The organism is Kitasatospora sp. NPDC004723 (genome assembly GCF_040609255.1).
GTDB lineage: Bacteria > Actinomycetota > Actinomycetes > Streptomycetales > Streptomycetaceae > Kitasatospora.
Genome location: NZ_JBEXJT010000008.1, coordinates 165,895 through 176,423, shown reverse-complemented (window position 1 = coordinate 176,423; position 10,529 = coordinate 165,895). Strand labels below are relative to the sequence as shown.

Annotated in this window: 10 protein-coding genes; 8 read left to right on the top strand and 2 right to left on the bottom strand. The window is 73.8% G+C overall.

The features are described 5' to 3' along the window. Positions 1-376: 376 nt before the first annotated feature. The 3 genes from ABZW10_RS12550 (at position 377) to ABZW10_RS12540 (ending at position 3,853) form a co-directional block, all read left to right on the top strand. Positions 377-1,432, top strand: a complete 1,056-nt coding sequence (locus tag ABZW10_RS12550) for a ParB N-terminal domain-containing protein (RefSeq protein ID WP_355363271.1) — start codon at positions 377-379, stop codon at positions 1,430-1,432. A 401-nt stretch (positions 1,433-1,833) separates the two neighbouring features. Further along, on the top strand, positions 1,834-2,877 hold the full coding sequence (locus ABZW10_RS12545) for a beta-ketoacyl-ACP synthase 3 (RefSeq protein ID WP_355363269.1): 1,044 nt from the start codon (positions 1,834-1,836) through the stop codon (positions 2,875-2,877). A 10-nt stretch (positions 2,878-2,887) separates the two neighbouring features. Continuing rightward, complete coding sequence (locus ABZW10_RS12540; RefSeq protein ID WP_355363267.1) at positions 2,888-3,853, top strand: zinc-binding dehydrogenase; 966 nt, start codon at positions 2,888-2,890, stop codon at positions 3,851-3,853. Between the two features lie 104 nt (positions 3,854-3,957). Here ABZW10_RS12540 and ABZW10_RS12535 read toward each other — a convergent pair whose 3' ends face one another. Beyond that, complete coding sequence (locus ABZW10_RS12535) at positions 3,958-4,719, bottom strand: SDR family NAD(P)-dependent oxidoreductase (RefSeq protein WP_355363265.1); 762 nt, start codon at positions 4,717-4,719, stop codon at positions 3,958-3,960. Between the two features lie 190 nt (positions 4,720-4,909). On the opposite strand from ABZW10_RS12535, the gene ABZW10_RS12530 reads away from it, so the two are divergent. Then, the gene (locus ABZW10_RS12530; RefSeq protein ID WP_355363263.1) at positions 4,910-5,707 is read left to right on the top strand and encodes an alpha/beta hydrolase; all 798 of its coding nucleotides are present in this window, start codon (positions 4,910-4,912) and stop codon (positions 5,705-5,707) included. A gap of 13 nt (positions 5,708-5,720) precedes the next feature. Here the strand turns inward: ABZW10_RS12530 and ABZW10_RS12525 are convergent, their stop codons facing one another. Next, positions 5,721-6,377 carry a TetR family transcriptional regulator gene (locus ABZW10_RS12525; protein WP_355363261.1) on the bottom strand — a complete coding sequence of 219 codons (657 nt, stop codon included), beginning with the start codon at positions 6,375-6,377 and terminating at the stop codon, positions 5,721-5,723. 306 nt (positions 6,378-6,683) lie between these two features. On the opposite strand from ABZW10_RS12525, the gene ABZW10_RS12520 reads away from it, so the two are divergent. From ABZW10_RS12520 to ABZW10_RS12505, 4 genes are read left to right on the top strand one after another with little or no spacing between them, the layout of a single operon-like run. Beyond that, entirely contained in the window at positions 6,684-8,531 is a 1,848-nt protein-coding gene (locus tag ABZW10_RS12520; RefSeq protein WP_355363259.1) for a phage tail sheath C-terminal domain-containing protein, read from the top strand. A gap of 7 nt (positions 8,532-8,538) precedes the next feature. Beyond that, on the top strand, positions 8,539-9,063 hold the full coding sequence (locus ABZW10_RS12515; protein ID WP_355363257.1) for a phage tail protein: 525 nt from the start codon (positions 8,539-8,541) through the stop codon (positions 9,061-9,063). A 14-nt stretch (positions 9,064-9,077) separates the two neighbouring features. Further along, positions 9,078-9,809 (top strand): hypothetical protein, encoded by a 732-nt coding sequence (locus tag ABZW10_RS12510; RefSeq protein ID WP_355363255.1) that lies wholly within the window; start codon positions 9,078-9,080, stop codon positions 9,807-9,809. Continuing rightward, positions 9,802-10,527: a hypothetical protein gene (locus ABZW10_RS12505; protein ID WP_355363253.1), complete on the top strand. Its 726-nt coding sequence runs from the start codon at positions 9,802-9,804 to the stop codon at positions 10,525-10,527. The genes ABZW10_RS12510 and ABZW10_RS12505 overlap by 8 nt, the downstream gene beginning before the upstream one ends. The last annotated feature ends 2 nt before the right edge of the window (positions 10,528-10,529 follow it).

Sequence of the window (10,529 nt, the reverse complement as noted above, 5' to 3'; positions counted from 1 at the left end):
GAGGCCCGCCGCCCCGTCCCGGCAGTGAAGAAGAACCTGCAGGTCGGGCGCGATGCTGCCGGGCGGTGGAGCTTTCCAGAACGGATCGACTCGACCCACACTAGGCCCGGCCCGGGTGGCCGTCAAGGAACTGCCGCCTCCGTTTACGCATCCCTGATAACCCGAATCACGTTCTTCGGCCGGTTTCTGAGGCCCCGTCGGACCGGGCATCCGGAACCCTTGAAATGACCTGCCCGCTGACTACCATTGGGCGGCGACGCACCAGAATCAAGGGGGATCGGTGAAGGTCCGACAGCAGGAATCCGCCAGGTCTTCTCGCGCAGAGGGGAGCGGGGGGGAGCAGTCCGGCGGGGACGGCCGGCCCGGGCTCTCCGCCGTGGAACTCGTACCGGTGGGCGCACTGCTGCCCGCCGACTCACCGCGCAGCGCCGGCGAGGACCCGCACCACACCCAACTGCTCGCCCAGTCCGGGGCGGTACTGCCGCCGATCACCGTGCACCGCGGCTCGATGCGCGTGGTGGACGGCATGCACCGCCTGCGCGCGACCGTCGCGCGCGGCGAGGAACTGATCCGGGTGCGCTTCTTCGAGGGGACCGCGTGCGAGGCCTTCCTGCTCGCCGTGCGCGAGAACACGGCGCACGGCCTGCCGCTGTCCCTGAGCGACCGCGCGGCCGCGGCCTCCCGCATCATCCGCTCGCACGGGACCTGGGCGGACCGGGCGATCGCCGAGACGACCGGCCTGTCCGCCAGGACGGTGCGGGAGATCCGCCGGGTCACGCTCGACGAGGCCGACCAGCCGGCCGTACGGCTGGGCCGGGACGGGCGGACCCGCCCGCTGAGCAGCGCCCGGGGGCGGGTGCTCGCCGGTCGGTTGATCGCCGAGATGCCCACCGCCTCACTGCGGCAGATCGCGGAGCTGGCCGGCATCTCCCCCGGCACCGTCCGGGACGTCCGCGCCCGGATCGACCGCGGCGAGGATCCGGTGCCCCCGTCGATGGCCGGAAACACCCGCCGGAGCAGCGGTGCTGATCGTCCGTCAGCGCCGTCCGCGGCCGAACGGCACGCGCACCGCAGGCCCGCCGGCTGGGTCGAACGGGAGGCCGAGCGGGAGCCCGGGCGCGAACACCCGCCGATCGCGGAGCAGCGGCCGATCGCGGAGCAGCGGCCGCCCACGGAACAGCCGCCGGCCGCCGAGCCGGCCCGCGACCAGGGAGCGCTGCTCGCCCTGCTGGCGAAGGACCCCTCGCTCAAGTATGCGGAGAACGGCCGTCTCCTGCTACGCCTGCTCAGCGCCACCTCGCTGCCCCCGCAGTACTGGCGGGAGCTGATGAACGCCGTCCCCGGCCACTCCCTCCCGCTGGTCAGCCAGGCCGCCAGGGCCTGCGCCGAGACCTGGGCGGAGTTCGCCGACCGGCTCGACGGCCGGGCCTGAGGGAGCGCCACCGAGGCCGTCGCCGTGCAACTGCCGCAGAATCCGCGGTTGCACAGCACGAGGGCCGAGGGTGCGCGGCGCGCGGTCGGGCGGCTATCGTCACCAGTGCCTTCACCGCACCGCGGGTCAGCGGGCTTCCACACCCCTGAAGCGACCCGGTCCGGGAGGCTCGTTCGGCGCCGCGCGGCAGGACCCAGGGTCCTCCGGACCGTGGTCGACCACCCTGCCCGCACGCCGCCGACGCATTCCTGCCGGCGGTCCGCACCTGCCCGACGCCACTGCCTCGGGGACGAAGCCCGTCACGGACCATCGTCGACCACGACGGTCCCGGGCGCGCCGCGGCCACCCTTCGCGGCGCCCCGTCCCCGGCCTCCCATCCCACAGAAAACGGGGAACCCGACATGAACCTTCTGGAATCCACAGCGCCGGTGGCCACACGGACCGGACTGACCCACCCGGTCGGCATCCTCGGCACCGGCCTGCACGTGCCCCGGACCGTGGTCACCAACGAGGACCTCACCCGCACCCTGGACACCTCCGACGAGTGGATCACCTCCCGCACCGGCATCCGGGAACGGCGCTTCCTGGAGGAGGGCCGCGTCACCTCCGACATGGCCATCGAGGCCGGCCGCCAGGCGCTCGCCCGGGCCGGGGTCGAGGCCTCGGAGCTGGACGCCATCGTGGTCGCCACCTTCACTCCCGACCAGCCGCTGCCCTCCACCGCGATGATCATCGGGGAGGCGCTCGGCGCCCGCCGGGCGATGCCGCTCGACCTCACCCAGTCGGCCTGCTCCGGCGGCATCTACGCCCTGCTCACCGCCGCGCACCTGCTGCAGAACACCAACCACCGGTACGTCCTGGTCATCGGCGCCGACGCCGGCTCACGCGGCACCGACCCGCAGGAGCGCACTACCCGGGTCTTCCTCGGCGACGCCGCGGGCGCCGCCCTGCTCGGCCGCACACCGGCCGGGTTCGGCCTGCTGGGCTGGGACACCGACGGCGAGCTCTCCTACGAGGTGGAGATCACCGCCGGCGGCTCGCGGCTGCCCACCAGCCCGGAGACCGTCGAGGCGCGCTCCCAGTACCTCAAGATGAACGGCAAGGCCGTGTGGAACATGGCCACCGAGAAGCTCCCGGAGAGCATCCGCCGCACCGCCCGCCACGCCGGGGTCGAGCTGGACGAGGTCCAGCACATCCTGCTGCACCAGGCCAACCTCAACATCATCAACGAGGCCGCCAAGGCCCTCGGGGTCTCCGCCGACCGGGTGCCGACCACCGTCCAGCGGTTCGGCAACACCGCCGCCGCCAGTGTGTTCACCGTGCTGCACGAGACCATCGAGAACCGGGCGCGCCACGGCGACCTGCTGATCATGTCCGCGATCGGCGCGGGCTTCCTCTGGGGTTCGGCCTGCTTCCGGCACTTCGACCCGTTCGGCGAGGCGTAACGTGCTCGCGGTGGTCGCCAAGAGCGCCGACCGGGCCGACCCGCTGGCCGGGCTGCACGTCGGCGACTGGCCGGCGCCCCGGGCGGAGGGCGACTGGACGACCGTCACGGTCCGCGCCGCCTCGCTCAACCAGCACGACCTGTGGACGCTGCGCGGCGTGGGCCCGGGAGCCCGGCACCTGCCCGTCGTCCTGGGCTCCGACGCGGCCGGCGTCGACGAGGACGGCAACGAGGTCCTCATCCACCCGGTGGTCGGCGACCCCGCCGCCGGCCACGGGGACGAGACGCTCGACCCGGCCCGGACCCTGCTCGGCGACGAGCACGACGGCACCTTCGCCGAGCGGGTGGCCGTACCGCGCCGCAACCTCGTTCCCAAGCCGGCGGGCCTGTCGTTCGAGGAGGCCGCCTGCCTGCCCGGTGCCTGGCTGACCGCGTACCGGATGCTCTTCAAGCGGTCCGGGGTCCGGCCCGGCGGGACGGTGCTGGTGCAGGGTGCCGGCGGCGGGGTGTCGACGGCGCTGATCGCGCTGGGCTCCGCCGCCGGCTACCGGATGTGGGTGACCGGGCGGAGCGAGGAACGCCGCGAGCGCGCGTTGCGGCTCGGCGCCGAGGGCGTCTTCGCGGCCGGAGCCCGCTTGCCCGACCGGGTCGACGCGGTGATGGAGACGGTGGGCGAGGCCACCTGGGCCCACTCACTGCGCAGCGTGCGCCCCGGCGGCCGGGTGGTGGTCAGCGGCGCGACGACCGGGGCGATGCCGCCCGCCGACCTGGCGCACGTCTTCTTCCGGCAGCTGACGATCGTCGGCTCCACCCTGGGCACCCGCGAGGAGTTGGTGGAGCTGGCCGCGTTCTGCACCGCGCACCGGCTGGCCCCGGTGGTCGACCGGGTGCTGCCGCTGAGCCGGGCCCGGGAGGGCTTCCAGGCCCTGGCGGACGGCGCGGTGTTCGGCAAGGTCGTCTTCGATCCGTCCCGATGAGCGGCCGCCCTCGCGTGGTGCTGACTGATCGTCAGTTTGCGCTGCCTTCCGAGGAATCGGTGAGCCGTGCCCGGCCGGAAGCGTCCGGGCACGGCTCCCCCCGCTCAGCGCGGGCCCATCCGCATGGCGCCGTCGATCCGGATGGTCTCGCCGTTGAGCATCGGGTTCGCCACGATGTGCAGCGCCAGGGCCGCGAACTCGTCCGGGTCGCCGAGCCGCGCGGGATGCGGGACCTGGTCGCCGACCGAGGACTTCGCCTCCGCCGACAGGGCGCTGAGCATGGGGGTGTCGAACACCCCCGGCGCGACGGTGACCACCCGGATCTTCAGCGGCGCGAGGTCCCGGGCGGCCGGCAGGGTCAGGCCCACCAGTCCGCTCTTGGCCGCGGCGTACCCGGCCTGGCCCACCTGCCCGTCGAATGCCGCGATCGAGGCGGTATGGACGACGACCCCGCGCTCCCCGTCCACTTCCGCGTTCCGGGACATCCGGTCGGCGGCGAGCCGGAGCAGATTGAACGCGCCCACCAGATTGACCGTGACCATCCGCTGGAACTCGGCGAGCGGGTAGGGGCCGGTTTTCCCGACGATTTTCACGGCATTCGTCGCACCCGCGCAATTCACCACCACCCGCAGCGGGCCGAGCGCCTCGGCAACGTCGAGTGCGCCCGCCAACTCCGCCTCGCCGGTGATGTCGGCCGCCGCGAAGACCGCCCGATCGCCCAGCTCACGGGCCACCTGCGGACCCCGCCCACCGGGCCGGCCGACGATGACCACCCGGGCGCCGGCCGCCACCAGCCGCCGGGCTGTGGCCAGCCCCAGGCCCGAAGTGCCCCCGGCGACCAGGGCGACGCTCTCTGCGATCTGCACGCTGCTGCTCCCTCTCCCGAATTTCGGTTCGCACGCTCTCGTGATTCGACGACCTGACGGCACGCCGGTGTCCGATGGTAATTGCGAATCCGGCCGGAATCCCTTTGCACAGCGTTTGATCAATCCGTCCGAACCGACCGGAGCGGTCGAATCCGAACCCGTCCCCACTCCCCCGAAGGAAAGGTGCCTCATGTTCCGTCAGACCCGGGAGCCCGGCCTCTGGACCGCCGGCCCCGACGACGGCCGCCCGCTGGTGCTCGTGCACGGCATCCGGCTGTCCGCGCACATGTGGCTGCCGGTCGCCGGCCGACTGGCCGACCGGTACCGGATCACCGCCTGCGACCTGCCGGGCCACGGCGCCCTGGGCGACCGCCCGTTCACCCTCGAAGGAGCGGTCGAGCGGATCGCGGCCGCCGTCGCCGAGGCGAGCCGCTCCACCGGCCGCCGTCCGGTCGTCGCCGGCAGCTCGCTCGGCGGCTTCGCCGCGCTCGCCTACGGCGCCTCGGAACACGGCGGCGCGGTGGGCCTGTTCGCGCACGGCGCCACGCTCAGGACCGACGGTCCGCTGCTGCTCCCGCACCGGGCCACCGCCCTGGTCCAGCGCGGGCTCGGCGAACGGTGGTCGCTCCGGCTCAACCGGGCCGCCCTGCGGCGCCGACTGCCCGCGGAGAGCTATCGGGCGATCATGGCGGGCGGGCTGTCGGAGCGCGGGTTCGGCGAGGCGATCGCCGTGATCTCCCGTACGGACATGCTGTCGACGATCTCCCGCGTCCGCACTCCGGTGATCCTCGCCAACGGCCTCGGCGACCCGCTGTTCCGGCTCCAGGAGCGGCGCTTCCTGGACCGCGTCCGGGAGGCCGGCACCCCGGCCCGGCTGGTGCACGTCCCGGGGCCGCACCTGCTCCCGCTGACCGACCCCGAGGTGTTCGGCCGCGTCCTCGACCGCGGGTGCGCCGAGTTGGCGGCGGCGGAGGAGCCGGGTCCGTGAACCCGGCCCCCGATCACGCCTCGGTCGCGCCGCCCGGTCCGGCCGGTCCGGCCGAACCGCCCGCGCCGTCCACGCCGTCCACGCCGTCCACGCCGGCGATGTAGGCCGCGATGTCGGCGATGTCCCGGGCGGCGACCGGCACCGGTACGGAGGGGGCCATGATGTGACTGATCGTCAGCCGGACGGCGGCGTCGACCATCAGCCGCCGCCGCTCCGGACTCACCTGCGGCCACGCCCGGTCGACGTACCCGGCGATCAGCGCGTAGGTGCAGTCGAAGACGCTCTCGGAGCGCGTCGTGAGCGGCGTCAGCAGCGCCCGGTCCCCGCCGATCCCGCTGCTGACCGCGCCGTTCAGCAGCGGGTTCTCGGCCGCGAACCGCAGGGCGAACCCCACCCCCTCGGCGGCGCTCTCCCGCAGGTCGTCCGGATGCTTGCTCAGCTCGTCGACGATGCCGCCCAGGAAGCGTTCGATCTCCCGCGCGACGAGCTCCTCCCCCACCGCGTCCAGGGAGGGGAAGTGGTCGTGCACCACCGCCCGGCCGACCTCGGCCGCCTTGGCGATGTGCGTCAACCGCAGCTTGGCCCAGCCGTGTTCGACCACCAGGTCGTAGGCCGCGTCGAGCAGCTGATTCCGAAGCGGCGAGCGGGCGGTGTCAGTCACGTCTTCCATAGCGCCCTCACGCTAAGGCATGAGCCACGGCCGTGACGACCTCACCCGGTCACGAGCGCACGACAACGGCAAGTGCGCCGGAGTGAAGGGCGCGCGTTCCCGGCGCGGACGGCTTGGCCGAGGAGTTGCGGAGCAGGCAATTCCACAATCCCAGATAATAAGCAAAGTAATACAATTGCCCTCCCCAATAAAAGCCTTGACGAATAGCCCGCCCACGATGAAACTGGGCCTGCCGTCAACGCACCAGGAATGCTCGGAGCACCATTTCCCCGAGTCTCTTGATGCACGAAGGGAACGGAGGGGGAATTGCCGACGACACCGACCTACCCGGGCGTCTACATCGAAGAGCTTCCCAGTGGCGTCCGCACCATCGCCGCGGTGAGCACCTCGGTCACCGCCTTCGTCGGGGCCACCCGGCGCGGCCCGCTCGACCAGCCCGTCACCGTCACGAGCTTCGCGGACTTCGAGCGCCGTTTCGGCGGGCTCGCGAGCCAGAGCCCGGTCAGCTACGCCGTCCAGCAGTTCTTCCTCAACGGGGGCTCGATCGGGGTCGTGGTGCGGGTCGCGGCGGCCGGCACCGGCGCCGCGGCGGGCGTCACGCTCGGCTCGACGCAGACCTCCACCGCCACCCCGGCCCTGGAGGTCACGGCCGTCGAGCCGGGCGCCTGGGGCGCGGCGCTGCGGGTCGCCGTGGACTACCGGACGCCGACCCCGGCCGACACCTTCAACCTCCAGGTCCTGGACACCTCCGGCGCCGTCCAGGAGTCCTTCGCGGACCTGTCGGTCCGGGCCGCCGACCCCCGGTTCGCCGAGACGGTGGTGAACGACGGCTCGGCGGTCGTCCGGGTCAAGGTCCTGACGGAGAGCCGGCCGGACCCGGTGGGCACCGTCTCCAAGCCCTTCGCGGCCACCCTGCCGGACCTCACCCACCCGATCCAGGTCAAGATCGGCGACGTCTCGCGCACCGTCACCGTCCACGACCCGGCCGCGGACGGCCCCGCACCCACCACCGTCACCGAACTCGCCCTGCTGCTGGAGCGCAAACTGCGCGCCCTGCCCGACGCCCCGGGCCGGCGGGCCTTCGCGGGCACCCGGGTGAGCGTGTTCGGCCGGCGGCTCCAGGTCGTCGCCGGCTCCACCGACCCGGCCGACGTGGTCCGCTTCCTCGGCGAGGCCGCCAACAACCTGGGGCTGGAGGGCTCGGTCAGCCCGCCGGTCCTCGCCCTCACCGGCGGCCAGGACGGCGCGTCCCCCGGCCTGACCGACCTGATCGGCAGCGAGGCGGCCAAGACCGGCATCCAGGCCCTGCGCGACGTCCAGGACGTCAACCTGCTGGTGCTGCCGGAACTGGCCGGCTACGCCGACGTGGACGACGCGGTCACGGTCGTCTCGGCCGCCCAGGCGCTCTGCGTGGAGAAGCGGATGTTCCTGATCGTCGACTCCCCGCAGGCGTGGACGACGCTGGACGCCGCCCGGGCCGGCCTGTCCGCCTTCGACTCGGTGCGCAGCGACCACGCGGCGCTGTACTTCCCGCACCTGGAGCTGGTCGATCCGCTCACCGGCCGGCTGCGCGCCTTCCCGCCCTCGGGCACCATCGCCGGCGTGATGGCGCGCACCGACGGCCAGCGGGGAGTGTGGAAGGCCCCGGCGGGCACCGAGGCCGGTCTGCCCGGGGTGCGCGCGCTGACCGTTCCGCTGACGGACCGGGAGAACGGCCTGCTGAACCCGCTCGCGGTGAACTGCCTGCGGACCTTCCCGGTGGTGGGCCCGGTGGCGTGGGGCGCCCGGACGATGGCCGGGGCCGATGTGCTCGGCTCGCAGTGGAAGTACGTCCCGGTGCGGCGCCTCGCGCTGATGCTGGAGGAGAGCCTCTACCGCGGCACCAAGTGGGTGGTGTTCGAGCCCAACGACGAGCGGCTGTGGGCACAGATCCGGCTGAACGTGGGCGCGTTCCTGCACTCGCTGTTCCAGCAGGGCGCGTTCCAGGGCACGTCCGCGCGCTCGGCCTATTTCGTCAAGTGCGACCGGGACACCACCACCCAGGACGACATCAATCGCGGCGTGGTGAACGTCGTGGTCGGATTCGCGCCGCTCAAACCTGCGGAATTCGTGATTGTCAAGATCGAGCAGCTCGCCGGACAGTTCGAGGTTTAGGATCTCCATGGTCGAGTTCACCGTCAATCCACATCGCTTCGATCCGTACAAGAACTTCAAGTTCCTGGTGGTCTGGGACGGCCGGATCGTCGCCGGCATCAGCAAGGTCAGTCCGCTCAAGCGCACCACCGAAGTGGTGAAGCACCGCAGCGGGGGAGATTCGAGCGCGCCGCGGAAGTCGCCGGGCCGCACCGACTTCGAGGCGGTCACCCTGGAGCGCGGTGTCACCCACGACCCGGAGTTCGACCGCTGGGCCAACAAGGTCTGGATGGTCGGCGCGGGCCGCGGGGCCGAGGTCTCGCTGCGGGACTTCCGCAAGGACCTGGTGATCCAGGTGCTCAACGAGGCCGGTCAGGTGGCGGTCGCCCACAAGCTGTACCGCGCCTGGCCGAGCGAGTACCAGGTGCTCGGCGAACTCGACGCCAACGCCAACGCGGTGGCGATCCAGAGCCTCAAGCTGGAGGTGGAGGGCTGGGAGCGGGACGAGGAGACGCCCGAACCGGAAGAGCCGTCGTTCCAGCAACCGGCCTGAGCGGCGGTCGGACCATGGAACTCACCGGGCAGGCGGCCCTGTTGGCCACCTGGGAGGCCGGGCAGGCGGCCGGGCGCACCGGGCGGGCCCTGCTGCTGCACACCGTCGCCCGTCCCGGCGCCGGGGCGGAGGAGCTGCTGGCCGTACCGCTCGGCGAGCGGGACGCCGAACTGTTCGGACTGCGCACCGAGCTGTTCGGCGACCAGCTCACCATGCGGCTCGGCTGCCCGGGCTGCTCGGAGGAGATGGAGTTCACCTTCGACGCCGGGTGGATGGCCGGTGCCGCGCGACCGGCGCCCGGGCCGCTGCGGGTGGAGCTGGACGGCTGGCGGGTCGGCTTCCGGCCGGCCACCCCCGCCGACCTGGCCGCCGCCGAGCAGGCCCCGGCCGGCCGGGCGAGGGCCGTGCTGCTGGAGCGGTGCGTGCTGACCGCCGAGCACGGCGGGGAGCCGGTGGCGGCGCGGCAGCTCCCCGAGCCGGTGCAGCGGCGGATGGCCGAGGCCGCTGCCACCGCCGACCCCTGCGCGGACGTGCGGCTGAACCTCGGCTGCCCCGAGTGCGGGCGGCAGACCCTCGCCGAGCTGGACATCGCCTCCTACCTCTGGGAGGAGCTGGACGACTGGGCCCGGGCCACCCTGCTCGACGTCCATCTGCTGGCCACCGCCTACGGCTGGAGCGAGCCGGAGATCCTCGCCCTCAGCCCGCTGCGGCGCCGCTACTACCTGGAGTTGTGTGCAGATGCCTGACCACTTCGACCGCCTGGTGGCCAAGGGCGCCCCGGGCCGGGACCCCGCCGGGGCCGGAGCCGGCGTGCGGGTACGCCCGCGCCTGCCGGGGCCGTTCGAACGGATCGACGCGCTCGGACCGACGCTGCCGGCCGGGGGCGGAGAGCCGGTCGCCCCGGGCCTGCCGGACGGGCGGCCCGTTCTCGCGCTGCTCCCCCGGTCGGCGACACCGCATCCGACGCCGGCCGGGGAGACGCCCCCGGCGGCGGGCGGCGCCGACCGCCCGGCCGCCGCGCCCGCCCTTCCGCTGCCGCGCACACCGCTGCTGCTCGCGCCGCCGATCGCCACCGCCACCGCGCGGGCCGACGAGCCACCGCCGCGGACGGGGGCCGCCCGCCCGGCGGCCCCGGCGCCGGCCACCGCGGCGCCCGTCGCCGCACCGCAGCGCACGGTCGCGGCCGAGCCCCCGGCCGGGGCGCCACCCGCGCCCGTACGGCCGGCCGTCGCACCGGCGTCCGGACGGCGGGCCGCCGCGGTGGCCGCCCCGGGACACCCGTCCGGGAACGGGGCCGGGACCCGCCGTCGGCCGCGGCCGGTCGAACGGGTGGTGCGGGTGCGGATCGGGCGGGTCGAGGTCAGGGCCGCCGAACGCGTCCAGGCCGAACCGCGCAGGCCGGCCGCGGCCCGCCCGGCCCCGGTCCTCGGCCTGGACACCTACCTCACCCGGGAGCCCTCATGACC

Bases quoted from the DNA above. Each gene is read 5' to 3' on its own strand.
- ABZW10_RS12545 (WP_355363269.1), top strand. From the start codon at position 1,834: ATGAACCTTCTGGAATCCACAGCGCCGGTGGCCACACGGACCGGACTG.
- ABZW10_RS12530 (WP_355363263.1), top strand. From the start codon at position 4,910: ATGTTCCGTCAGACCCGGGAGCCCGGCCTCTGGACCGCCGGCCCCGAC.
- ABZW10_RS12525 (WP_355363261.1), bottom strand. From the start codon at position 6,377: ATGGAAGACGTGACTGACACCGCCCGCTCGCCGCTTCGGAATCAGCTG.
- ABZW10_RS12515 (WP_355363257.1), top strand. From the start codon at position 8,539: ATGGTCGAGTTCACCGTCAATCCACATCGCTTCGATCCGTACAAGAAC.
- ABZW10_RS12510 (WP_355363255.1), top strand. From the start codon at position 9,078: ATGGAACTCACCGGGCAGGCGGCCCTGTTGGCCACCTGGGAGGCCGGG.
- ABZW10_RS12505 (WP_355363253.1), top strand. From the start codon at position 9,802: ATGCCTGACCACTTCGACCGCCTGGTGGCCAAGGGCGCCCCGGGCCGG.